General features: G+C 70.1%; 21 protein-coding genes and 2 pseudogenes. 14 read left to right on the forward strand and 9 right to left on the reverse strand.

All coding sequences use genetic code 11. The features are described 5' to 3' along the window. The first annotated feature begins 2 nt into the window (after positions 1 to 2). Genes ACFY6U_RS07610 through ACFY6U_RS07625 form a run of 4 tightly spaced genes read left to right on the forward strand, consistent with a single transcriptional unit; the run spans position 3 to position 4,694 of the window. Positions 3 to 962 (forward strand): ABC transporter permease, encoded by a 960-nt coding sequence (locus ACFY6U_RS07610; protein WP_390035658.1) that lies wholly within the window; start codon positions 3 to 5, stop codon positions 960 to 962. Then, positions 959 to 1,882, forward strand: coding sequence for an ABC transporter permease (locus ACFY6U_RS07615; RefSeq protein ID WP_390035660.1), 924 nt, complete (start codon positions 959 to 961; stop codon positions 1,880 to 1,882). The genes ACFY6U_RS07610 and ACFY6U_RS07615 overlap by 4 nt, the downstream gene beginning before the upstream one ends. Further along, positions 1,879 to 3,609, forward strand: coding sequence for a dipeptide ABC transporter ATP-binding protein (locus ACFY6U_RS07620; protein ID WP_390035662.1), 1,731 nt, complete (start codon positions 1,879 to 1,881; stop codon positions 3,607 to 3,609). Before ACFY6U_RS07615 ends, ACFY6U_RS07620 begins: the two co-directional genes overlap by 4 nt. Next, positions 3,606 to 4,694: an LLM class flavin-dependent oxidoreductase gene (locus tag ACFY6U_RS07625; RefSeq protein ID WP_390035664.1), complete on the forward strand. Its 1,089-nt coding sequence runs from the start codon at positions 3,606 to 3,608 to the stop codon at positions 4,692 to 4,694. The genes ACFY6U_RS07620 and ACFY6U_RS07625 overlap by 4 nt, the downstream gene beginning before the upstream one ends. Here the strand turns inward: ACFY6U_RS07625 and ACFY6U_RS07630 are convergent. From ACFY6U_RS07630 to ACFY6U_RS07640, 3 genes and pseudogenes are all read right to left on the reverse strand, one after another. Further along, positions 4,651 to 5,070: pseudogene (locus ACFY6U_RS07630) on the reverse strand (cupin domain-containing protein); the annotation flags it as partial. The gene ACFY6U_RS07625 and the pseudogene ACFY6U_RS07630 sit on opposite strands and share 44 nt — an antisense overlap. 213 nt (positions 5,071 to 5,283) lie before the next feature. Next, entirely contained in the window at positions 5,284 to 8,001 is a 2,718-nt protein-coding gene (locus ACFY6U_RS07635; RefSeq protein WP_390035666.1) for an AAA family ATPase, read from the reverse strand. A 224-nt stretch (positions 8,002 to 8,225) separates the two neighbouring features. Then, on the reverse strand, positions 8,226 to 8,720 hold the full coding sequence (locus ACFY6U_RS07640) for an SsgA family sporulation/cell division regulator (protein ID WP_390035668.1): 495 nt from the start codon (positions 8,718 to 8,720) through the stop codon (positions 8,226 to 8,228). 227 nt (positions 8,721 to 8,947) lie between these two features. Between ACFY6U_RS07640 and ACFY6U_RS07645 the strand changes: the two genes are divergently transcribed. Both ACFY6U_RS07645 and ACFY6U_RS07650 read left to right on the forward strand, forming a co-directional pair. After that, positions 8,948 to 9,445, forward strand: coding sequence for a MarR family winged helix-turn-helix transcriptional regulator (locus ACFY6U_RS07645; protein WP_390035670.1), 498 nt, complete (start codon positions 8,948 to 8,950; stop codon positions 9,443 to 9,445). Between the two features lie 110 nt (positions 9,446 to 9,555). Continuing rightward, positions 9,556 to 10,224 carry a nitroreductase gene (locus ACFY6U_RS07650; RefSeq protein ID WP_390035672.1) on the forward strand — a complete coding sequence of 223 codons (669 nt, stop codon included), beginning with the start codon at positions 9,556 to 9,558 and terminating at the stop codon, positions 10,222 to 10,224. Between the two features lie 17 nt (positions 10,225 to 10,241). On the opposite strand, the gene ACFY6U_RS07655 is transcribed toward ACFY6U_RS07650, so the two are convergent. Then, positions 10,242 to 11,177 carry a sigma factor-like helix-turn-helix DNA-binding protein gene (locus ACFY6U_RS07655; RefSeq protein WP_390035673.1) on the reverse strand — a complete coding sequence of 312 codons (936 nt, stop codon included), beginning with the start codon at positions 11,175 to 11,177 and terminating at the stop codon, positions 10,242 to 10,244. A 222-nt stretch (positions 11,178 to 11,399) separates the two neighbouring features. On the opposite strand from ACFY6U_RS07655, the gene ACFY6U_RS07660 reads away from it, so the two are divergent. Beyond that, a complete protein-coding gene (locus ACFY6U_RS07660) occupies positions 11,400 to 11,702 on the forward strand; it encodes a DUF5133 domain-containing protein (protein ID WP_390035675.1) in 303 nt (100 codons plus the stop codon). 60 nt (positions 11,703 to 11,762) lie between these two features. Here the strand turns inward: ACFY6U_RS07660 and ACFY6U_RS07665 are convergent, their stop codons facing one another. Continuing rightward, complete coding sequence (locus ACFY6U_RS07665) at positions 11,763 to 12,251, reverse strand: MarR family winged helix-turn-helix transcriptional regulator (protein WP_390035677.1); 489 nt, start codon at positions 12,249 to 12,251, stop codon at positions 11,763 to 11,765. Between the two features lie 145 nt (positions 12,252 to 12,396). Then, positions 12,397 to 12,702 (reverse strand): annotated as a pseudogene (locus ACFY6U_RS07670) (hypothetical protein); the annotation flags it as partial. Between the two features lie 277 nt (positions 12,703 to 12,979). Between ACFY6U_RS07670 and ACFY6U_RS07675 the strand changes: the two are divergent. Then, complete coding sequence (locus ACFY6U_RS07675; RefSeq protein ID WP_390035679.1) at positions 12,980 to 13,453, forward strand: carboxymuconolactone decarboxylase family protein; 474 nt, start codon at positions 12,980 to 12,982, stop codon at positions 13,451 to 13,453. A gap of 376 nt (positions 13,454 to 13,829) precedes the next feature. Next, a complete protein-coding gene (locus ACFY6U_RS07680; RefSeq protein WP_390035681.1) occupies positions 13,830 to 14,240 on the forward strand; it encodes a cupin domain-containing protein in 411 nt (136 codons plus the stop codon). Positions 14,241 to 14,413: 173 nt separating this feature from the next. Here the strand turns inward: ACFY6U_RS07680 and ACFY6U_RS07685 are convergent, their stop codons facing one another. Continuing rightward, positions 14,414 to 15,142: an SDR family oxidoreductase gene (locus ACFY6U_RS07685; protein WP_390035683.1), complete on the reverse strand. Its 729-nt coding sequence runs from the start codon at positions 15,140 to 15,142 to the stop codon at positions 14,414 to 14,416. A gap of 400 nt (positions 15,143 to 15,542) precedes the next feature. On the opposite strand from ACFY6U_RS07685, the gene ACFY6U_RS07690 reads away from it, so the two are divergent. Then, entirely contained in the window at positions 15,543 to 16,040 is a 498-nt protein-coding gene (locus tag ACFY6U_RS07690) for an Ohr family peroxiredoxin (protein WP_390035685.1), read from the forward strand. A 140-nt stretch (positions 16,041 to 16,180) separates the two neighbouring features. On the opposite strand, the gene ACFY6U_RS07695 is transcribed toward ACFY6U_RS07690, so the two are convergent. Further along, positions 16,181 to 16,711: a DUF1003 domain-containing protein gene (locus ACFY6U_RS07695; protein ID WP_390035687.1), complete on the reverse strand. Its 531-nt coding sequence runs from the start codon at positions 16,709 to 16,711 to the stop codon at positions 16,181 to 16,183. Positions 16,712 to 16,955: 244 nt separating this feature from the next. Between ACFY6U_RS07695 and ACFY6U_RS07700 the strand changes: the two genes are divergently transcribed. The 3 genes from ACFY6U_RS07700 to ACFY6U_RS07710 all read left to right on the forward strand — a co-directional run bounded on the left by ACFY6U_RS07700 (position 16,956) and on the right by ACFY6U_RS07710 (position 20,133). Next, positions 16,956 to 18,686: an L-aspartate oxidase gene (locus ACFY6U_RS07700; protein ID WP_390035689.1), complete on the forward strand. Its 1,731-nt coding sequence runs from the start codon at positions 16,956 to 16,958 to the stop codon at positions 18,684 to 18,686. Positions 18,687 to 18,763: 77 nt separating this feature from the next. Further along, positions 18,764 to 19,510, forward strand: coding sequence for an SDR family oxidoreductase (locus ACFY6U_RS07705; protein WP_390035691.1), 747 nt, complete (start codon positions 18,764 to 18,766; stop codon positions 19,508 to 19,510). 98 nt (positions 19,511 to 19,608) lie between these two features. Further along, positions 19,609 to 20,133 carry a YceI family protein gene (locus ACFY6U_RS07710; protein ID WP_390035693.1) on the forward strand — a complete coding sequence of 175 codons (525 nt, stop codon included), beginning with the start codon at positions 19,609 to 19,611 and terminating at the stop codon, positions 20,131 to 20,133. Between the two features lie 177 nt (positions 20,134 to 20,310). On the opposite strand, the gene ACFY6U_RS07715 is transcribed toward ACFY6U_RS07710, so the two are convergent. Continuing rightward, on the reverse strand, positions 20,311 to 20,916 hold the full coding sequence (locus ACFY6U_RS07715) for a TetR/AcrR family transcriptional regulator (RefSeq protein WP_390035695.1): 606 nt from the start codon (positions 20,914 to 20,916) through the stop codon (positions 20,311 to 20,313). Between the two features lie 164 nt (positions 20,917 to 21,080). On the opposite strand from ACFY6U_RS07715, the gene ACFY6U_RS07720 reads away from it, so the two are divergent. After that, positions 21,081 to 22,253, forward strand: coding sequence for an ABC transporter permease (locus tag ACFY6U_RS07720; protein ID WP_390035697.1), 1,173 nt, complete (start codon positions 21,081 to 21,083; stop codon positions 22,251 to 22,253). The last annotated feature ends 87 nt before the right edge of the window (positions 22,254 to 22,340 follow it).

The following is a 22,340-nucleotide window of genomic DNA, read 5'->3' on the forward strand; positions in this document are numbered from 1 at the left end:
CGATGCGCCGCTATGTGATCAAACGGCTGGCGCAGGCGGTCGGGGTGCTGTGGGCGGCCTACACGGTGTCGTTCCTGGTACTGGACTTCCTGCCCGGTGACCCGGTCTCGGCGATGGCCGGGGCCGGGATGGACACGGGGGAGGTCGACCCGGTCCAACTCGCCAGGCTGCGGCACGAGTACGGCTTCGACAAGCCGGTGCTGGTGCAGTACGCGGAGTATCTGGGCCGGGCGGTGCGCGGGGACTTCGGCGACGCGGTCTCCACCGGCCGCCCGGTGACCTCCACGCTCGCCGACGCGCTGCCGCAGACACTCCAGCTGACCGGTGCCGCGCTGCTGCTGGCGGTGGTCCTCGGCGGCGGCCTCGCGGTGGTGGCGACGTACACCTCGCGGCGGTGGCTGCGGCAACTGCTGCTGTCGCTGCCCCCGCTGGGGGTGTCAGTCCCGACGTTCTGGGTGGGGCTGCTGCTCGTCGAGGCGTTCTCCTTCAAGCTCCACTGGTTCCCGGCCTTCGGCAACGACGGGCTGAAGGGGCTGGTGCTGCCGGCGCTCACGCTGGCGGTCCCGACCGGCGCACAGGTCGCCCAGGTGCTGGCGAAGAGCCTGCTGACCGCGCTGGACCAGGCCTATGTGGAGACCGCGCGGGCCAAGGGCGCGGGCAGGTGGCGGGTGCATCTGCGGCACGCGCTGCGCAACGCGTCACTGCCGGCGCTGACGGTCGTGGGCCTGCTGGTCGGGCAGCTGATCGCCGGTTCGGTGGTGGTCGAGACGGTGTTCTCCCGCGACGGTCTGGGCCGGGTGACCGCAGGGGCGGTCACCACCCAGGACATCCCGCTGGTCCAGGGGGTGGTGGTGTTCGGCGCACTGATCTTCGTGGCGACGAACCTGCTCGTGGACCTCGTCTATCCGCTGCTGGACCCGCGGATCGTGGTGGCCTCGGACAGAAGGGCGAGCTTCGCATGAGTCAGAGCCTTGTCGACGACCGGGCCGGGGCCGCCCTCGGCCTCCCCCGGCCGATCGGGGACGGAACCCCCGCGGAACCCGGCCGCCCCGCCGGGATCCGCCGGGTGCTCCGTTTCCTGCTGCGCCGCCCCGGTCTGCTGTTGTCCGTCGTCGTCCTCGTGCTGGTGGTGCTGGCCGCCTTCTGGCCGGACCTGTTCACCTCGCAGGACCCGCTGAAGGGGGTGCCGTCCCAGAACTTCCGCGGCCCGAGCGGCAGTCACTGGTTCGGCACCGACGAACTCGGCCGCGACGTCTTCTCCCGGGTGGTCCACGGCGCCCAGCTCTCCCTCAAGGCCACCCTGATCGCGGTCCTGGTCGCGTTCGTGGTCGGCGGTCTGCTCGGGGTGGTCGCGGGATTCGTGGGCCGCTGGGTGGACGACGTGCTGATGCGCTTCGTGGACGTCCTCCTCGCCATCCCCGCACTGTTCCTGTCGCTGGCGCTGGTCACCGCGCTCGGGTACGGGACGGTGAAGGTGGCCGTCGCGGTCGGTATCGCCAGTGTCGCCTCCTTCGCCCGGGTGGCGCGGGCGGAGGTGCTGCGGGTGCGGCAGGCGGTGTTCGTCGAGGCGTCCCGGTCCTGCGGCGCCCGCTGGTACTCGGTGCTCGGCCGGCACGTGCTGCCCAACGCCGCAGGGCCGGTGATCGTGCTGGCCACCCTGGACTTCGGTTCCTCGATCCTGGCCGTCTCGGCGCTGAGCTTCCTCGGCTACGGCGCGCCGCCGCCCGCCCCGGAGTGGGGGACGTTGATCTCCGACGGCCGCAACTACCTGGCCAACGCCTGGTGGCTGACCGCGCTGCCCGGTCTGGCGATCGCCGCGACCGTGCTGGCCGCCAACCGCGTCGCGAGGGCCCTGGACGGCGAATGGGCGCGGCAGCGATGACCGACGACGCACACGAGAACGATGACGCACACAAGAACGGCGACGCACGCGAGAACGGTGAGGACGTGACCACACCAGTCCTGGAGATCCGCGGCCTGTCCGTGTCGTACCGCACCCGGGGCGGCACGGTGTCGGCCGTACGGGGCGTGGACCTCGACGTATGGCCAGGGCAGGTGACCGCCGTGGTCGGCGAGTCCGGCTCCGGCAAGAGCACCACCGCACACGCCGTCACCCGGCTGCTGGCGGCGAACGGCACCATCGACGCGGGCACCGTCCGCTTCGGCCGGCACGACCTGGCCACCCTCTCCGAGGCGGAGCTGCGTACCGTGCGCGGCGCGCAGATCGGGCTGGTCCCGCAGGATCCGACGGTCTCGCTCAACCCGGTGAAGCGGATCGGCGAGCAGGTCGCCGAGGTGCTGCGCATCCACGGCCTGGCGACCCGGCGTGCGGCGGCGGCCGAGGCGGTCGCCGTCCTCGACCGGGCGGGGCTGCCCGACGCGGCCGTCCGGGCCCGGCAGTACCCGCACGAGCTGTCCGGCGGCATGCGGCAACGGGCCCTGATCGCGGTCGCGATCGCGGCGAAGCCCAGGCTGATCATCGCCGACGAGCCGACCAGCGCGCTGGACGTCACCGTGCAGCGGGTCATCCTCGACCATCTCCAGCACCTCACCGAGGAGTCGGGCACCGCGATCCTGCTGGTCACCCACGACCTCGGCGTGGCCGCCGACCGGGCCCGGCGCCTGGTGGTCATGGAGCAGGGCAAGGTCGTCGAGGCGGGCGAGACCCGGGCCGTCCTCGCCGACCCGCAGCACGAGTACACCCGACGGCTGCTGGCCGCCGCCCCGAGCCTGACCACGGCCCGCCCCCGTACCGCGGTCTCCACCGCCCCGCCCGAAACGGCGCCTCCCCTGGTCGAGGCACGCAACCTGGTCAAGGAGTTCAGGCTGCCGCGGGCCGGCGGCGAGGCCCGGACCCTGCGCGCGGTCGACAACGTCAGCCTCACCCTGCGGCGCGGGCAGACCCTCGCCCTGGTCGGGGAGTCGGGCTCGGGCAAGTCCACCACCGCCCGGCTGGTGCTGCGCCTGGCCGAGGCGACCTCCGGACAGGTGCTGTTCGACGGCACCGACGTCACCACCGCCAAGGGCGCCGGGGTCAGGGAGCTGCGCCGGCGTGCCCAGCTGGTCTACCAGAACCCGTACGCCTCGCTCGACCCGCGCTTCTCCATCGGCGAGGTGATCACCGAGCCGCTGCGGGCGTTCAAGGTCGGCGACCGCGCCACCCGGCTCGACCGCGCCCGCGAACTGCTCGACCGGGTCGCGCTGCCCGCCGCGACGCTGGAGCGCCGCCCGGCCGAACTGTCCGGCGGACAGCGCCAGCGGGTGGCCATCGCGCGTGCCCTCGCGCTCTCCCCCGACCTGGTGGTGTGCGACGAACCCGTCTCCGCGCTCGACGTGTCCGTGCAGGCCCAGGTCCTGGAACTGCTGGCCGAGTTGCAGGCGAACACCGGCGTGGCGTACCTGTTCATCTCCCACGACCTGGCCGTCGTACGGCAGATCGCGCACCGGGTCGCCGTCATGCGGGCCGGCCGGATCGTCGAGACGGGCCCGCCCGAGGACCTGTTCTCCGCGCCCCGCCACGCGTACACCCGCGAGCTGCTGGCGGCGATCCCCGGCAGCCGTGTCCCGTCCCCCGCCTCGGCAACCCGCACCGGTCAAGGACCAGCATGAGCACTCCCACCCTCACCTCCCTGTCCTTCCTGACACCCGGCAACTTCGCGGACGACGACCCCTACCCCGGCCTGGAGGAGACCCTCCGGCTGTTCGAGTACGGCGAGCGCCTCGGCTACGACGGCGCCTGGATCCGGCAGCGCCACCTCGAACACGGCGTCGGCTCGGCGGCCGTCTTCCTCGCGGCGGCCGGGCAGCGCACCGAGCGCATCGAACTGGGCACCGCGGTCATCCCGATCGGCTACGAGAGCCCCTTCCGGCTCGCCGAGGACCTGGCGCTGGCCGACGTCCTGTCCCGGGGCCGGCTCCAGATCGGTTTCAGCACCGGCATGCCCCACGCCGACCTGCTCGGCGACCTCGTGTACGACGGGGACTGGCGCGGCTTCGACCTGTCGTACGGCAGGATCGCCCGGGTCGTGGAGAACCTGCGCGGCGACTACCTCGGCGGCCCGGACACCGTCATCCACTCACCGGGCAACGTCCAGCGCCCCCGGCTGCAACCGCACAACCCCGGCCTGGCGCGCCGTATCTGGTACGGCGGCGGAAGCCTGCGCTCGGTCCGCTGGGCCGCCGGGCAGGGCCTCGGTCTGCTGTCCGGGAACATCGTCACCGGCGAGGACACCGACGACTTCACCACGGCCCAGCTGAACCTGTTGTCGGAGTACCGGCGCGCGCTGCCGCCGGACCGAACGCCGCGCGTTGCCGTGGGCCGGGTGATCGTCCCCCTCGACAGCGCCGACGCCGCCACCCGCGCCCGCTACCGGGCCTACGCGGCGAGCCGCCACGAGCGGACCCTCGCGCCGCAGGGCCCGAAGCGCATCCTGTTCGCCCCGGACGTCGTCGGGACCGCGGAGCAGATCCTGGAAGCACTCACGACCGATCCGGTGCTCGCCGAAGTGTCCGAGCTGCGCCTGGAGCTGCCGTACGAGTTCCACCGGGAGGAGTACGAGCAGATCCTGCACGACGTCCGGCACCTCGTCGCGCCCGAGCTGGGCCGGCACCCCGAGGCTGCTCAGGCAGGAACAGGGCGAGCCCCGGAGGTCACGCGTCGGGGGCCGGAGGTGCGTACAGGCCGGGCAGGTTGACCACGATCGCCTCCTGGGTGCTGCGGGCGATGACGAGCACGGCCCCCTCGGCGGGGTCCGGGTTCTCCTCGCGGTGCGGTACGAACGGGGGGACGAAGATGTAGTCGCCCGGCGAGGTGCCCAACCGTACCTCCTCGGGCTGCTCGCCCCTGTCGTCCAGGAGGACGAACTCGGGGTGCCCGCCCACGATGTGGATCGCGGTCCCGGACTCACCGTGGTGGTGGTCCGAGCCCGCGGTCGCCGGCGCTACGTGGGTCTGGCCCATTCAGGGCTTCTCGGAGCCGACGGTCCGTCCAGCGCCCGCGCGGGCGGGTCGTCCGGCGCGCCCGGCGGGAACGCCACCCTGAAGTGGGCCTCCTCCTGCGTCTCCGCGCACTGGGACCCGGTGGTCTCCGACAGCGGCGCCCAGTTCCGTGAACTTGCCCTGGCGTAAGTGTCGTTGACCCGCACCGGCGAGAAGGGCAACGCCGTTCCAGGGGCCCGGACCACGCGGCGGTGCGGGGCTCGGGTCCGCAGTCACGGCCTGCAGGGATCATGCAGCACCTGGTCCCTGGCCACTCCCCCCTCGCACGGCCCGGCGCCCAGGCCCTCAGACGCCGGACGTGGACTGTTCGTCCTGCAGCGCGGCGAGGGCGGCCGCCAGCCTGCCGCGGCCGGTGATGCCCAGGCGCGGGTAGATGCGGTAGAGGTGCGCTCCGACGGTGCGGTGCGAGATGAACAGGCGCTGGCCGATCTCCCGGTTGCTCAGCCCCCGCGACGCCAGCACGGCTATCTGCATCTCCTGGGCGGACAGCTGATCGCCGGTGTTCGCGTGCCGTCGACCGCTCGACTCGCCGGTGGCACGCAGCTGTTCGCGGGCCATCTCGGCCCAGGGCTGCGCGCCGACCCGGTCGAACTCGGCGCGGGCGAGCCGCAGCGGGTGCCGGGCGTCGACGTTGCGGCGTCGGCGGCGCAGCCACCGGCCGTGGTGCAGACGGAGCCGGGCACGCGACAGCGTCCAGGCGCCCGGCAGTGCGGTCAGGGCCGCGGCGTAACGCTCCTCCGCGGTGTCGTCCGGAGCCAGCACCGCGTCGGTGTAGGCGTGCGCCACCACCATCATTTCCGAGGGCAGCCGTCCGGCCAGCTCCGGAAGACCGGCCAGTAGGTCCCGGGCCTGCCGTACGGTGCCCGCGGCGACCGCGGCGTCCGCCAGGTCCGGTGCGAGCAGCCAGCGGCTCACCGAGTGGTAGTGCGGATCCGCGGGATCGAAGGCGCGCGCCAGTACGTCGTACGCCTCCGTTGCGCGGCCTTCGAAGAGCGCGAGCAGGCCGTCGGTCTGCTGTGCCATCACGGTGACGAACGGCATCTCCAGGAACAGGCTGTGCGTGCGCAGTTCGCCGGTCGTACGCGTCGCCTGCTCGGTTTCCCCGCGCAGCGCCGCCACCAGGCCGGCCGTAGCCTTCAACCCCAGCCAGACGATCCACTCCCCGGTCTCCTCGGCCAGGGCCAGTCCTTCGGCGGACTCCTCGCGAGCCCGCTCGAGCTGACCGAGGTACACCTGCGGCCAGGCGGCGGCCAGTGAACGGGCGAGCAGCCCGAGCCGGCCCTGCGAACGCCATGCCGCGGCCGCCGCCGCGAGGTACTGGACGGCGCGGCTGACGTCGCCCGTCACCATCGCACCGCTGCCGAGGAAATGCAGGATCCGGCCGTCCTGATGGTCTGCTCCGATACCGCCGAGCCGCGCGATCACGTCGGCCCCGTGCCGGTACGGCTCGGTATACGCCCGCACCGCGAGTACGTGGGGGGCGTTCGGATCGGGATTCCATCGATCGAGTTCCGCTGCGGCCCGGGCCCGCACCTGCGCGTCGCCGTCCTGGAAGAAGCACCGCGCGCTGGCTCGCCACAACAGGTTCTCCGCGACGTCTCCGGCTCCCGCGTCGAAGGCTCCGGCCGCCGCGGTGACCATGTCCTGGATCCGTCGCTCCGGCTCGCCCGGTTCGAAAGCAGAACTGTCCGACACCACCATCAGGCGAGCCCGGTCGACCGGGTCCAGCACGCTCATGTCCATGCGGTCCAGCAGCGCCTGGACGCTGATGTGGTGGTTGATCTCGCTGGACAACCCGGCCGCCCGGACCAGGATGCCGGTGCGGCGCTGAGCATCGAGGACGAGGTCGGCCGCCTGACGCAGCGCCGGGACGGCTGCGGCCGCCTTCCCTGCGGCCTGCGACGCGTCGGCGAAACGCTCGAGCCGAGCGGCCAGCTCCTCGTCCGGCCCGATCGTGGCCGCTGCCTCGTGAGCGAGTTGGCGCTCGGGGGTCCCTTCCATCACCGCTGCGAGGGCACGGTGGGTGGCCAGCCGGTCGGCGAGTGTCGCATGGGTGTAGATCGCCGTGCGCATCAGCGGATGGCGGAACTCGGCGGTGAAACCGACCAGGGTGACCAGATCCGCGTCGACCGCCTCCTGCACCGCGTCGACGGAGACCGCCGAGCCGGAGAGGCGGCTCGCCAGATCCAGCAGGAGGTTCAGGGGCGCGGCCGGCTCGGCGGCCAGGACCAGAAGCAACGTGCGGCACTCCCGGCTCACGGAATCGGTACGTGCGGAGAACGCGTCCTCCAGCCGCTGGGTCAGCGGCAGGTCGTCCAGCTGCGCGGTCACGCCCTGGACGGCCTTGGGCAGCTCCACCAGGGCCAGCGGATTGCCCGCGGCACGCTCCAGGATGAGCGCCCGCAACGACGGAGGCAGGTCGGGCGCGCCGGCATCGAGCAGCTCGGCGGCGGCCGGCCGGCTGAGCGGTAGCAGCGGAAGGTCCAGGTGTCCGTACGACTCGGAGTACTGGACCCGGGCGCCGGCGATCACCTGTATGGCGAGGTCATGGGTGCGCCGGGCGACGAACTTGAGCACGTCCCGGCTTGAGGAGTCGATCCACTGCAGGTCGTCCACCAGCAGCAGGAGCGGCTGGAGGCTGGCCTCGTCGGCGAGCAGTTCAAGCACGGCCAGTCCGACCCGGTATATCTCGGGCTCGGTGTCCCCGGCACCGAACGCGGCGCTCAGCGCCGACCGGTGCGGATCCGACAGGTCCTTCATGCCGCGGGCGACCGGCTGCAGCAGCATCTGCAGTGCGGCGAACGGCAGCCACTGCTCGGGCTCCACCCCGGAGGTGCGGAGCACCTTGAAGCCGCTTTCCGCGGCCTCGGCCCCGACCGTGCGCAGCAGAGCCGACTTGCCGACACCGGCGGTGCCGTGGACCAGCAGTGCACCACCGTGCCCGGCCGCGGCGTCCGCGAGCAGACCCCGCAGGGTGCGCAGTTCCTCGTCCCGCCCCCTCACACGCGTGCGGATCCCGCCTTCTGCGGGGTTCGCGGCAACCGCGTCCCGACACGTGCGTCCGCGGGATGCTCAGGCGCCGGACGTCCATGCATCGGCACGACAAGCAGGGGGCACAGCACGTGAAGCTTCTCTCCGCCAGGGGGGTGGTCCGCTCAGCATGCTACTCGTCGGGTGCGACCCTCCTGTCGGTGAGGGTGGACCATCAGTCGAACGACTCTCTGACGTCACGTCTCGTCCCACAACTGACTGGCAAAACCCTCCGGCCCCAGAAAGCTCCTCTCCTCCCCGAGGGGCACAACGTCGAAGGTGGAGGTCAGGAATTCATCGATCACTACCGCGGACGCGGCTACGACGAACGTTTCCCGACCCGACCGGAACGACAGGTACACCAACCCATGGCCACGGATTTCGTCGGGCCAGACCTGCACATCACCGAAACCGTCGAGCCGCCGCCTGCCGGAGGCCAGGAGCTCGCGGCCGAACTCCCACTCGATGACCGGATCACTGCCCGCGTTGAACGCCATGGTCACGGAGTACGGCTCCGCGCTGTCGTAACGGAGATCTGTCATGACCGGCAGCGGCGTCCCCTCTTCGAGAAGAGCCACGACCGTCCGACAGGTCACCGGCTCCGGCGCGACACCCCACCTCGCGTGGCCGTCCGACCCGGCTTTGCGAGCACACCCCGGCTCGTCATCGGTGTCGAAGACCTTGCCGCTCATGATTCGCCCTCTCTCGTCTTCCCGTCGCGACGGCTGTGGATCGGCGTCCACGGAGCCGTGCCCAGGGCATGGGCCCGCTACCACGAGCCTGGAACGGGCTGAGAACCCGATGCATCAGTCAAGTGACTACGAGGGCGCGGCTCAGGCCGGAGCACGGCTCCTCAGTCCATCTGCGACCGGCTCATGTGAAACCGTCTCGAATGCACCTATGGCTGTAATGTGACCTCGTGACCACCCACGCACCTCACGAAGCCGCCCCGTCGGCCGCCTCACGCGCCACCGACCGCCCCGGAGACGCCTCGCCTTTCGCTCTCGCCCTGCTGTTGCGGCGGGCGCACTGGCGGGTGGCCGGGGTGATGACCGAGGCACTGCGCCCGCTGGGTATCGAGTTGCGGCATTTCGCGGTGCTGCTGGTGCTGGTCGACCGGGGGCCGACGGTGCAGCGGGACCTGGGTCCGGCGACGGGGTCGGACAAGGCGGGTGTCATGAGGGTCGTGGACGATCTGGAGCGGATGGGACTGGCCGTCCGCAAGGCGGTTCCGGGGGACCGGCGGGTGCGGGCGGTGGAGATCACGCCACGGGGGGTCGAGCTGTTCGATGCGGCGCATGTGGCGGCTGGGCCGCTGGCCGAGCGCCTGGTGGCCGGTCTGGAGCCGGGCGAACGCGAACAGCTGACAGGACTGCTGACCCGGTTCGCCCACCCCACCGAGCACGGCAAGGCATGAACACGCCCACTCTCTCCACCCACCATCCCGCTCGTCCGAGATGGTATTGACCGATACTATTTCGAGTGAGACGATTGTGGGGTGTCAAGTAGAAAGGGGTGCAGGCGATCATGAATGTCTACGAGGCTGTCGCGAGTCGGCGAGCCGTGCGGGGATTCACCGACCAGCAGGTACCGCGGGAGGTGCTGGAGCGCGTGCTGTCCGCCGCGGCCTGGGCACCATCCGCATCGAACCTCCAGCCGTGGCACGTCTACGTACTGACCGGCCGACCGCTGGCTGAGCTCAAGAAGCGTGCCGGCGAACGCATAGCCGCAAGCGACCCCTGGGACGAGCCCGAGTACGAGCAGTACCCCCCAGCCCTCAAGAGCCCTTACCAGGAGCGCCGATCCGCCTTCGGCGAGCAGCGCTACGGCGCCCTCGGCATTCCGCGCGAGGACCTGGAGGCGCGGCAGAGGGCCGCTGCCGCGAACTGGGAATGCTTCGGGGCACCCGCCGCCCTGTTCTGCTACGTCGACCGCTGCATGGGCCGGCCCCAGTGGTCGGACCTGGGCATGTATCTGCAGTCCGTGATGCTGCTGCTCCGCGTCGAAGGGCTGCACAGCTGCACGCAGATGGCCTGGGCGAAGTACCACAAGACCGTCGCGGAGGTCCTGTCGCCGCCGGATGAACTCCTTCTCTTCTGCGGCATGTCGATCGGGCACGAGGACGTCACGGCAAGCCAACCTCGTACCGGCCGGGCGCCGCTCGAGGAGACAGTCACGTTCGTCGGCGGCTGCTGACCCGGCGGCACCGGCGATCAGAGCGAGCCGTCGCCCTGCCGTGACGGGCCCCCGTGCGAGCCGGAGTCCGGGATGGTGGGGGGCTGGTTCCAGGACCGCAGCTTGTCGGGATTGAGGACAACCCACACCTGCGCGACATGGTGTTCAGCGATGTCGAGGCTGATGACGGCGGCGACCTGGCGGTCGTAACGGACGACGAGGCCGGTACGCCCGTTGACGGAGTGGGTGGTCAGGGTGGTGCGAGGGTGGCGGGCCAGGAGCGTCAGCAGGCTGTGGGCGACCTGACGGCTGCCGTGCACCGGCCTGCTCAGTGCGCGGACCTTGCCGCCGCCGTCGAAGAACGCCGTGGCGTCCGGACACAGCAGCGACTCGAGCAGTTCGGCATCCTCGTCCACGCAGGCCTGGCGGACGGTGCGGGCGAGGAGATCCTGTTCATCAGGAGGGGTGGAGCGCGAGCGCTGCATCCGAAGGCTGCGGCGGGCACGGTCGGCGAGCTCGGCGCACTCGGGCTCCGGACGTCCCACGATGTCGGCCACCGTGTCGGAGGCCATCCCGAAGACGTCGTTGAGCACGAACGCCGCCCGCTCGGCCGGCGACAGGGAGTCCAGGGCGTTCAGCAGAACCCGGCTGACCTCCTCCGCCAGGACCGCCTGAGCGCCGACGTCTGGTGGTTCCGTGGAGCGCTCCGATGTCCGGTCACGCCGACCGGTCACGCCACGACGGGGGCGGGCGAGCAGGCCCAGGCAGATCCCGCCCGCGGTCTTCGTGAGCCAGTACCGGGGAGCCGTGATCCGGCCACGCTCCGCGTCGGACAGGCCGTACCACCGACGGTAGCTCTCACCGACCACGTTCTCCGCCTCGCGGGAGTCGCCCAGCATCCAGTAGGTGACTTCCAGCAGGTGCCGCCGCTCGTCGAGCAACTCCGCGACCGGCACCGCGTCAGCGTCGTCCATATGGCTTTCTCCCCCTCACCAGGCACAGCGCAGCACAGACATGTACGTTCCTCGGCTCAATCCTCTGACCGGGCATGCACGCGTCGTGTGACACCGGCTGTCTCCCGCGGCCGCGCATCTCAGCAATGCATCGGGCCGGAGCCCATCTCGTCACACAAGCCGGGGACAACCGGTCTTCCCTCACGCCGGTGTGACTCGAACGTCGAAGGGGAGGGCCTGGCTGTGCTCGTTGTTCCGGATCCGAAGGTCGTCAGAGGACTGCTGACCCGGTACGCGTGCCTGCGGATCGCGCTCGCCGAGCACGAGGGACGGGAGAGGGCACGCGAGCTCGAGGACGTGAGTTACACGCTGTGCATCACGATGGGCACCCGGACCGTCGACGAGGCCATAGCGGCCGCGGACACACTGCTGGTGGCCCAGGCCGCCGGGCGGGGCGATGTCCAGGAGCCGGCCGGCGAGGACGGTCTGCCGACGACCCCGTCCGACTGCTCAGCGCCCGGTGGCATCCCCTCCGTCGCTCCGTAGAAAACCGTCCTCACCCGTTTCCATACGGCCGTGTGCGAACCGGTCCCCGTCCGGGCGTGTTCATGCCTTGCCGTGCTCGGTGGGGTGGGCGAACCGGGTCAGCAGTCCTGTCAGCTGTTCGCGTTCGCCCGGCTCCAGACCGGCCACCAGGCGCTCGGCCAGCGGCTCAGCCGCCACATGCGCCGCATCGAACAGCTCGACCCCCCGTGGCGTGATCTCCACCGCCCGCACCCGCCGGTCCCCCGGAACCGCCTTGCGGACGGCCAGTCCCATCCGCTCCAGATCGTCCACGACCCTCATGACACCCGCCTTGTCCGACCCCGTCGCCGGACCCAGGTCCCGCTGCACCGTCGGCCCCCGGTCGACCAGCACCAGCAGCACCGCGAAATGCCGCAACTCGATACCCAGCGGGCGCAGCGCCTCCGTCATCACCCCGGCCACCCGCCAGTGCGCCCGCCGCAACAGCAGGCCGAGAGCGAAAGGCGAGGCGTCCCCGGGGCGGTCCGTGGCACGCGAGGCGGCCGAGGGGTGCGGAGTGTCGGCTGTCACAGCTCCACGCTATCAGCTGTCCACTCACCCGATACGGTAGCGAATGACACGAAAGGAGAGCGGTCCCGCCTTCGGTGCACCTGGGCACCAGCTCCCGGTTCCGGGCCGCTCGCCACGCGCGTGCGGCCGCACTCCCGGTCACTGCTCACACGATGTCAGGGCGCCCCGGGCGGTCGTAGCGATCACGAGCCTCGACAACCGTCTCCGGGGCGATCGCGTCCTGGCGCGCCAACCTGTCCAGGGCGGCGATGACGATCGACTCGGCGTCGACGTGAAAATAGCGGCGTACGGCATCACGGGTGTCCGACAGCCCGAAGCCGTCCGTGCCCAGCGACGTGTAGTCCTGCTCGACCCACTGGCTGATCTGGTCGGGCACCTGCCGCATCCAGTCGCTGACCGCCAGAACGGGCCCCGGGGCGCGCCTTTCTGTCACAGCGCGGGTGGGTGAGGGACCGGCTCTTGCCGCGGGGGAGGCCAGCCGGTCACGACACCTGGGACCGCAGTGAATGCCGTTCTTGTGACCGTCTTCGGCACATGGACGACGTGTCCGCCGGCCCCGTGCGGTGACGGGCATCTCGCGATCAAGGTGGGCGCACAACTCGCGAACCCTCGAACCGGGCGCGGTGACGACATGACGACTGAGACCCGGGTCACATCATGCTTCGGTGTCACACCTCGGCGGGCTGCCCGGTCAGTAGTGCGTACCAGCATTTCCGCAAGGAGGACCCATGGACGCGCGTCTCAACTACTACGGCAATCCGCTCGCGGGCAAGGTGCTCAAGCACCTCGTCTCGGCCAGCAAGGCGCTGTCGGACTCGTCGCTGCCGGCCACCGTCCAGCATCTGGTGGAGGTCCGCGCCAGCCAGATCAACGGCTGCGGCTTCTGCACCGACATGCACACCAAGGAGGCCACCCACGCCGGGGAGACCTCGGTGCGGCTCAACCTGATCGCCGCCTGGCGGGAGGCGACGGTCTTCACCGAGGCCGAGCGCGCCGCGCTGGAGCTGGCCGAGCAGGGCACCCGCGTCGCGGACGCGGCCGGTGGTGTCACCGACGAGGCCTGGGCGAACGCCGCGAAGCACTTCGACGAGGACCAACTCGCGGCGCTGACCAGCCTGATTGCCGTCATCAACGCCTACAACCGCATCAACATCATCACCCAGCAGCCGGCCGGCGGCTACCAGGTCGGCATGTTCGGCTGAGCTGGAAGCCGGGGCCGGATGCCGGGGCCGGATGCCGGGGCCGGGAGGCAGCCGGGCAGGGACAACCCTTGTCCCGTCATCGATGCCTTCGGCGCGGAGAACGACGTTCGGGCGCCGGCCGACTGCGCTCGAGCAGGTGGTCGGCCGAGCCGGTTTCCTCGGAGCCGGGCACCGCTGCGCCGACGTCGCCGCTCCCGGTACCGCAGCCGGCCGAACGGCGGCGGGCGAACACCGGCCCGCCGCGCGTGACGCGGGAGGCTCGCGGCGTGTCACAGAAGTGGGCCGCGTTCTGTCTTCGCTGTAGAACAAGTCGTTGTGAGCCTGGAACCGCTGACGCGAGCTCGTCCGTTCCGGGCCGGTACACGGAGGTAGCACCATGCACGAAATGCACTCAGAGGACGGATTCGGACCGAAGATGCTGGCGGACGTCAAGCCGCCTTTCATTCCCGAGGGCGCTTCGGGAATGACCGTCCTCGTCGAGTGGGCTCCAGGTGACCCCGGGACTCCCCCGCACCGCCACTCGGGGCCGTGTTTCGGCTACGTCATCGAAGGAGCGGTCCGGTGGGAGCTCGAGGGCGAGCCGGAGCACGTGATCAAGGCCGGTGAGACGTTCTGGGAGCCGGGCGGTGAGGTGATCCACTACCAGAACGGCAACGCCTCCTCGGAGGTCCCGGCCAAGTACATCGTGTTCATGATGTGCGCGCCGAACCAGCCGATGCTCACCCTGGTCGACGACGAGGAGCTGGAGAAGCGGGCCCACCTGCGGGCCCCCCGCCCCACCGACTGAGCTCCGCCTGCGCACAGGCCGGTTCCCGACGGAGTCACGGGACCTTGGCCGACGACAGCGAGCAGCCCCTCCCCTGCGCACCGCCATGGATCTCGCCATGGCGGTGCCGTCGTTTGAAGCGGGCGGCCCCGGACGGACGCACGGCGCCCCCGGACGCCCCGACCGCGCCTTGGTCAGGAAAGCCAGTCGGTGTAGCGGGTGGGCGCGAGATGCGCGTTCTTGTCGGTGAGGACGTCGCCCTTGACCACGGCGAACATACCGGCGGTGGGGTCGGTGACGACGGTACGGGGGTCGCCCTTGTGGGACAGAGTGATCCGGCCCAGTTCGTCCAGGGGGAAGATCTCGGGGCCGGCGATGTTGCGGATCCCGTTCAGCGGGGCGCCGGCGGCCACCTCCGCCACCGCGTGCGCCACGTCCTGGGAGGCGATGGGCTGAATGGGCGTGGCGGGAAGCCGGACGGTGTCCGCGTCGGCGGTCCAGGACAGCACCGCATCCATGAAGTCCATGAACTGCGTGGCCCGGACGATCGAATAGGGGATCGGACCGTCCGCGAGGATCTTCTCCTGAAGCGCCTTGGCGCGGTAGTAGTCCAGCTCGGGCACCTGGTCCGTGCCGACGATCGAGAGGATGACGAAGTGGCCGACGCCGCCCTTGTCGGCCGCCGCCAGGAGGTTGTCCATCGAGGTCTGGAAGAACGCGAGGGAGGCGTCGTCGAAGGTCGGGGAGTTCGTCAGGTTGATGACGACGTCGGCTCCCATGACCGCCTCGTCCAGGCCCTGACCGCTGAGGATGTCGACTCCTGTGGACTGCGAGTGCGGCACCGCCTCGTGCCCGGCGGCGTTCAACTCCTTGACGACCTGCGACCCGATCAGTCCCGTCCCGCCGATGACCGCGAACTTCATGACATGCCCTTCCGCCGGTAGCGTGTCCGGAAAGTTACGTAAGTCACTATATGTGGGCGCCACGGGTTCGGCTCGGACACATGTCAGGGTGCGCGGCAGCCTCCGTCAGCCGCGAGGCGACCCACCCGCACCCGCCTCGACGGCGACTGTCACAACGGCGGGGATCTGTCGGTCAACTGACTGTCCGCATCTGGAAACCCTCCATACGCGAAGGTGCCCCTATGGCATTCGACATCACCGGTCCGTCGGGTTCTGCCCATGGCCGCCCGGAATCCCGCAGCGCACGGCGGCTCGGTACAAACAGGCCGCGGCGTGCACACAGGCCGACGAACGTGAGCCCTACCGCGTCGTTTTCGGCTCAGCGCCCGGCTGTGTACTGCGACGCCGACGGAGACATGCCGTGAACGAGCCGACCCGGTTGCCCGAACTGTCCACCGACAAGGACTTCGACGGAGAGGCCTTCGCGCCGATCTACACCACCACCGTGACGGTGAACGGGGGGATGGCGCATCACGGGCGGGCCTCGGGAAGGGCCCGCTCGGGCGACGGCGTCCTGGATCTCGACCTGCGCATGCCCGCGGAACTGGGCGGAGACGGCCGGGGGACGAATCCCGAGCAGTTGTTCGCCGCCGGTATTGCCGCCTGTTTCCACGGAGCGCTGAGTCTGGTCGCGCGGCAGGCCGCACTGGACCCCGCAGCGATCTCCGTGGAAGCGACCGTGGCTTTTGGACGGGACCCGGAAGACGGCGGCTACCTGTTGCACGTCGACCTTGAGGTCAAGTGGCCGGACATCGACCTTGCCGTCGCCGCCCCGCTCGTGGAGAAGGCCGATTCGCTCTGCCCCTACACGAAGATGGCCCTGCGGGGAACACCGACAAGCATCAGGCTGGCCCCATAGCCGACGGCGTCGGCTGCTTGCCCGGCCGTATTCGCTTCGACGGCTGTCGTGTGTCTCGCGCTTGCGCACGACAGCCGTCGGAAGAGAGTGCCGCCCACCACTCCCCACCACCACCGATACCGGCCACCCGAAGACCACGTTCACAGCGCATCCGGGGCCACGGGCGGAACGTCGGAGCCCGATTCCAGCGCGCTCCTGCTCTGCTTGATGATCTCCTGGACGTGCTGCTCGATCTCCTGCGGATTCAGGCCGAGCGCCTTGCCTGTGTGCACCGCCCAGATCTCGGCACGAAGATTGGTCTCGAAATCCAGATCGGCCCGGACGTTCTCCCGTACGGCTTGCCGGTTCTGGCTCACCATGACGAAGGTGGACAGGAAGATGGCCTCAAGGCTCACGATCATGGTGAGCAGCCCGAACGGGTAGGGGTCGAAGACCGCTGCGGCGCCGAACAGCCTGAGGTTGAGGGCGATCCACACCGCGAACCAGACGGCATGCACGTAGACGAAGCCCATCGTGCCCGCGAAGGCCGTGATCGCGTCCGCGAACCGGTCCTGCGACGTACGCACCCTGGCGAACACCAGCCGCTCGTGGCGCGCACGGAGGTCGAGGCGGTCAGTGCCGCCGGAAGCGGAGCGCAGCCGGGAGGCCCGGCCTTCGGATCGAACGGTCATTCGCACCTACACCCTCATTCCCTCGCCGCGGACGCCATCGCCACCGGCCGCCCATGGCCTCGGCACGACCAGGTGGGGACGCCCGGAACGCCCTCATGCCCGGAGGACACCTGGGAGTACGACCGGAGGTATGACCGTGGAGCCCACGAGATTGTGACGGCCGACGCCTGATCCGGGCGCTGTCACAGGTTCCGGGACGGCGCGGTCCTAGTGGGTGACAATCCCACGGCGATCGGAGTAGGTCGTGACTCTCACCGAACAACGTATTTCCGCCACGGTGCTGGTGATCGGAACCGGAGGTGCCGGGCTGCGCGCGGCGATCGAACTGGCCGAGGCCGGTGTCGACGTCCTTGCGGTCGGCAAGCGCCCCAAGGAGGACGCGCACACGGCGCTTGCCGCCGGAGGAATCAATGCCGCGCTCGGCACCATGGATCCCGAGGACAGCTGGCAGCAGCACGCGGCCGACACGCTCAAGGAGAGCTACCTGCTCGCCGATCCCCGCACCGTGGAGATCGTCACCCAGGGTGCCGCCCGGGGCATCGGCGACCTGGAGCGCTACGGCATGGCCTTCGCCCGCGAGGAGGACGGACGGATCTCCCAGCGCTTCTTCGGCGCTCACACGTTCCGGCGGACCGCGTTCGCCGGCGACTACACCGGTCTGGAGATCCAGCGCACGCTCATCCGGCGCGCGGAGCAGCTGAACATTCCGGTGCTCGACGGTGTCTACATCACCCGGCTGCTGGTCCACGACGGCGCCGTCTTCGGTGCCTACGGCTTCGATCTCACCCATGGCACGCGGTACCTGATCCACGCCGACGCGGTCATCCTCGCCGCGGGTGGTCACACCCGCATCTGGCGGCGGACGTCCTCCCGGCGCGACGAGAACACAGGCGACTCGTTCCGCCTGGCCGTGGAGGCCGGCGCCCGGCTTCGCGACCCCGAGCTGGTGCAGTTCCATCCTTCCGGGATCATCGAGCCCGAGAACGCGGCCGGCACCCTCGTCAGCGAGGCCGCGCGCGGTGAGGGCGGCATCCTGCGCAACGCGCTCGGCGAGCGGTTCATGAACCGCTACGACCCCGCCCGCATGGAGCTGTCGACCCGTGACCGCGTGGCCCTGGCCTCCTACACGGAGATCAAGGAAGGGCGGGGCACGCCCAAGGGCGGAGTGTGGCTCGACGTCTCCCATCTGCCACGGCAGACGATCATGACGCGTCTCCCCCGTGTCTACCAGACCCTGCTCGATCTGCAGATGCTGGACATCACCCGCGATCCGATCGAGATCGCGCCCACCGCGCACTACTCGATGGGCGGGGTGTGGGTACGCCCCGAGGACCACAGCACCGACGTGCGCGGCCTGTACGCCATCGGTGAGGCGTCGAGCGGCCTGCACGGTGCCAACCGCCTCGGTGGGAACAGTCTCATCGAACTGCTGGTGTTCGGCCGTATCACGGGCCAGGCGGCCGCCGCCTACTCTCGGTCCCTGACCGCCCAGCCGCGGTCGGCGTCGGCTGTCGCACAGGCCCGCGCGGAGATCGACGAGCTGCTGGTGGCCGACGGACCGGAGAACGTCCGCGCCCTGCAGCGCGCCATCCGCAACACCATGACCGAGCACGCCGGAGTCGTACGCGACGAAGAAGGCCTGCGCGCCGGGCTCACGGAGCTCGCGGCGATCGAGAAGCGGATGGAGGACGTCGGCGTCCACCCGGACATCGCCGGCTTCCAGGACCTCGCACACGCCTTTGATCTCAAGTCCGCGGCGCTGGCGGCCCGGGCCACCCTCGAAGCGGCACTTGAGCGCCGGGAGACCCGCGGCTGCCACAACCGCAGCGACTACCCCCACCTGGACCCCGCTCAGCAGGTCAACCTCGTGTGGTCGCCCACGACCGGTATCACCCGGGAGAGCATTCCTGCCATCCCCGACGAGATTTCCTCCCTGATGGCAGAGGTCTCGGCCGACGGAAAGCTCGCCGAATAACGCCGGGGTCCGGTCCGGGAACTTTCTCGATTCTTGCAATGAATGCCCACGAAGAATACCTACGAAAGGACACCGCTATGAAGGTCGTAGTGATCGGTGGAACCGGCCTCATCGGCTCGAAGCTGGTGGGCAAGCTCGGCGAGTACGGGCACGAGGCGGTCGCGGCCTCGCCCAACACCGGCGTCAACACCGTGACCGGCGAAGGGCTGCCCGAGGCACTGCGGGGCGCGTCGGTCGTGGTCGATGTGTCGAACTCCCCCTCGTGGGTCGACGAAGACGTCATGAACTTCTTCCGCACCTCGACCGCCAACCTTCTGCGTGCCGAGGCGGACGCCGGTGTGACACACCACGTCGCGTTGTCCGTGGTCGGTACCGACCGCCTTCAGGAGAGCGGCTACTTCCGCGCCAAGCAGGCGCAGGAAGAGCTGATCAAGGCCTCCGGCATCCCGTACTCCATCGTCCACGCCACTCAGTTCTTCGAGTTCGTGAACGGGATCGCGGACATCTCGACGGAGGGCGACACCGTGCGCCTGGCCCCCGTCAAGTTCCAGCCCGTCCACTCCGACGACGTGGCCGCGGCCGTCGGCCGCACCGCGGTCGGCGCCCCGGTCAACGGCGTGGTGGAGGTCGCCGGCCCGGACGTCTTCCAGCTCGACGAACTCATCCGTCAGCTGCTCGCCGACAAGGACGACACACGCACGGTCGTCACGGACCCGAGCGCCCCGTACTCCGGTGCCGGGCTGGAGGAGACCACGCTCGTGCCGGGTCCTGACGCGCACATCGCCGAGACCCGGTTCACCGACTGGCTCGGGCAGCAGCGATAAGTCCTGCGAGCGGCCCCTGGCGGCAGTCAGGGGCAGGCCGGACCCGACCGCGTGAAACCCACCCCCTTTCGCGCCACCCCCTCGGAGGGCTGACCGGCGTGTACGCCACAACCCCGGTCCACAGCACAGTCGCATTCTCCGTGCGGTACGGCATGGTCACGAACGTGCGTGGAATATTCACCGCCTTCGAGGGGATTCTCAAGCTCGACGGGGGATGCCCCACTCGGTCCGAGGCCTACCTCAGTGTCCAAGCCTGCAGTGTCGACACGGGATATCCGGAGCGCGATGTGCATGTCGCCGGCCCGGATTTCCTCGATGCAGCGACTTTCCCTCTGATGAGCTTCCGCTCGTACGGAGTCCGCCATGCCGGTGACGACCGGTTCCGCATGTCGGGACACCTCCTGATGAAGGGCATCGAACTGCCCGTTCACGTCGACCTCGGGTTCTCCGCGGGGCGCCGGGACACCGGCCGTCACAACGGTGTCGGTTTCACGGGCAGGGCCACGGTGCAGCGTTCCGGCTGGGGGCTCGGCGGCAACAGGGCCCTGGCCACGGGCGGAGTTCTCATCAGCGACAAGGTGCGGCTGACCTCAGACATCCGCGCCGTGCGACTGGACCAGTGACAGGGCGCACAGGCCGCGCCCGAACCACCCATGCCGATGCCGCTTGCCTGGCCGGCTACCTCAAGACGCTCAAGAGCCCGATCGTCCTGTTAGGCCACTAGTACGGCGGCATGGTCATCACGAACGCCGCCCTCGACGACACCGTCGAGGGCGGCTGCCCGATGTTCCGGAGACCGCTCAGCGCTCACCGGCCGGTCCCGGCCACAGCGCCCGCACCGCGTCAGGCACCTCGGCCACCACGGCCGGATCGAGCAGAGCCACTTGCAGGATGTAGCCGGGGAGGACGGAGAGCATCGTCGAAGCGATCCCCTCTGCGGTCGCGTTCGTCGGCAAACCGCCCCGCTCCTGGTGGTCGCGGACCAGAGTGACGAGATTGGCGCGCATGCCGCCCATGAGGTCGTCGAGCTTGCGCGCCAGCGAGCGGTTGCGCATGGCTTCTCCCCAGACCAGAACCGCGAGGCCGGCCACGTCCTCCTCGGCGGACTTGACCCGAATCACGTCGAGCAGTTCCGCCATGACCGCCCCCATGGACTGGCCCCGCCGGTTCGCCGCGACGGCGACCGTGATGTCCAGGACATCGCGCATGTTCTCCTCGGCGATCGCGAGGATCATCTCGTCCTTGCTGGTGAAGTGCCGATACACCGCGCCCGCGGACAGCCCCGACTCCGCGAACAGGTCCTGCATGGACGTGGAGTGGAACCCGTCACGCAGGAAGCAACGGCGCGCCGCGTCCAGGATCTGCTTGCGGCGGGCATCCATGTGCTGCTGAGTGACCTTGGGCATGAGACAAGGCTACCAAAGAAAACGAACGTTCGTGTTGACGCTTGCCGACCCCACGGGCCAGACTGAACCCTCAAGAAAAACGATCATTCCTTTTTATGAGAGGGCGGGCCGTGAGGAACCCCTTGTCAGGACACCAGACATGGCGGGAAGTAGCCATTGCCGCCGTGGTGCTGCCCATAGTGATCACTCTGGCGGTGATGACGTTCGCCTGGCCGGCGGGGCGGATCTCGCCGCGCGACGTCCCGGTCGGGATCGTGGGCACGGGGCCGGCCAGTCAGCACGCGGTGGAGAAACTGACTCAGCAGAAGCCCGGCGCCTTCGACTTCCGCCTCTACCCCGACCAGCGCGCGGCGCGGTCGGCGATCAGGAACCGGGATGTCTACGGAGCCTTCGCCATCTCCGGCCACGGCATCACCGTGCTGAAGGCCACCGCCGCAAGCCCCTCCGTGGCCCAGCTCCTGACCGATGTCGGACAGCAGCTGGCGGACAAGGCCACCGAGCAGGCGACCGCCCGGCAGAAGGCGGCCGAGCAGAAAGCTGCCGAGCAGCAGGCCGGCGGCGCGCGTTCGCCGGCGAAGGCCCACAAGCAGGCAGCCGCCCAGCAGGGAGCCGCCGGCGCTGATGCCCCGGTGAGGATCCTCGCGAAGTCGGTCGACGTGGTGCCCGTCGCCGCGGACGACCCTCGGGGTGTGGTGTTCAGCTCATCGGTCTTCCCGCTCACGATCTGCGGCATCCTGATCGGGGCGTTCGTCACGATGGCTCGCGGCCTGGCACGCCCGCGGCACCGGGTGCTGACGCTTCTCGTCGCATGCGCCGTCGCGGCCCTCGGCGTCTATGTCGTGGCCCAGGGTTTCCTCGGGGCGCTGCCCCACAACCACGTGGCCACGTGGGCGATCCTGACCCTCGACCTGCTCTCCGTCAGCGCCACCGCCGCCGGTGTGATCCGGCTCCTGGGGCCGGCAGGCCTCGGGCTCAGCGCCGCGCTCATGGTTTTCGTCGGAAACGCCTTCTCCGGCGCCACCTCCGCTCCGGAGATGCTTCCCAAGGGCGTGGACTACGTCGGCCAGTGGCTGCCCCCAGGCGCCGGTGCCGGCCTGCTGCGCGACATCACGTACTTCGACGGCAACGCCGACGCCGGTCACCTTGCCGTCCTCGTCCTGTGGACCGTCTGCGGGCTCACGGCGGTCATGTGCGGCCACTGGGTCATCAGGGAAGGCCGCGGCACGAAGAGCGGTGCGCCGGCTTCCGGAGAGCTGCTCCCGGCACTGCCCGGGTCCGGCACCGCCCTGACGGTGCGGCGCCACGCGCACGCCCGTCGCCATGACGGGGAGGACTGATACCGAGCACTTCATGTGCGCGATCACGACGTGGCCGCCGGGAACTTAAGGCCGATACCGAAGACCGATGAGGCGCTGACGCGCGCC

Origin of the sequence: Streptomyces sp. NPDC013157 (genome assembly GCF_042899865.1) — a bacterium.
Taxonomy (GTDB): domain Bacteria; phylum Actinomycetota; class Actinomycetes; order Streptomycetales; family Streptomycetaceae; genus Streptomyces.

What these genes read in the sequence shown, in the direction of transcription:
- ACFY6U_RS07675 (WP_390035679.1), top strand. Translation starts at nt 12,980, where the DNA reads ATGGACGCGCGTCTCAACTACTACGGCAATCCGCTCGCGGGCAAGGTG.
- ACFY6U_RS07715 (WP_390035695.1), bottom strand. Translation starts at nt 20,916, where the DNA reads ATGCCCAAGGTCACTCAGCAGCACATGGATGCCCGCCGCAAGCAGATC.
- ACFY6U_RS07695 (WP_390035687.1), bottom strand. Translation starts at nt 16,711, where the DNA reads ATGACCGTTCGATCCGAAGGCCGGGCCTCCCGGCTGCGCTCCGCTTCC.
- ACFY6U_RS07685 (WP_390035683.1), bottom strand. Translation starts at nt 15,142, where the DNA reads ATGAAGTTCGCGGTCATCGGCGGGACGGGACTGATCGGGTCGCAGGTC.
- ACFY6U_RS07625 (WP_390035664.1), top strand. Translation starts at nt 3,606, where the DNA reads ATGAGCACTCCCACCCTCACCTCCCTGTCCTTCCTGACACCCGGCAAC.
- ACFY6U_RS07680 (WP_390035681.1), top strand. Translation starts at nt 13,830, where the DNA reads ATGCACGAAATGCACTCAGAGGACGGATTCGGACCGAAGATGCTGGCG.
- ACFY6U_RS07705 (WP_390035691.1), top strand. Translation starts at nt 18,764, where the DNA reads ATGAAGGTCGTAGTGATCGGTGGAACCGGCCTCATCGGCTCGAAGCTG.
- ACFY6U_RS07650 (WP_390035672.1), top strand. Translation starts at nt 9,556, where the DNA reads ATGAATGTCTACGAGGCTGTCGCGAGTCGGCGAGCCGTGCGGGGATTC.
- ACFY6U_RS07620 (WP_390035662.1), top strand. Translation starts at nt 1,879, where the DNA reads ATGACCGACGACGCACACGAGAACGATGACGCACACAAGAACGGCGAC.
- ACFY6U_RS07615 (WP_390035660.1), top strand. Translation starts at nt 959, where the DNA reads ATGAGTCAGAGCCTTGTCGACGACCGGGCCGGGGCCGCCCTCGGCCTC.
- ACFY6U_RS07610 (WP_390035658.1), top strand. Translation starts at nt 3, where the DNA reads ATGCGCCGCTATGTGATCAAACGGCTGGCGCAGGCGGTCGGGGTGCTG.
- ACFY6U_RS07640 (WP_390035668.1), bottom strand. Translation starts at nt 8,720, where the DNA reads ATGAGCGGCAAGGTCTTCGACACCGATGACGAGCCGGGGTGTGCTCGC.
- ACFY6U_RS07655 (WP_390035673.1), bottom strand. Translation starts at nt 11,177, where the DNA reads ATGGACGACGCTGACGCGGTGCCGGTCGCGGAGTTGCTCGACGAGCGG.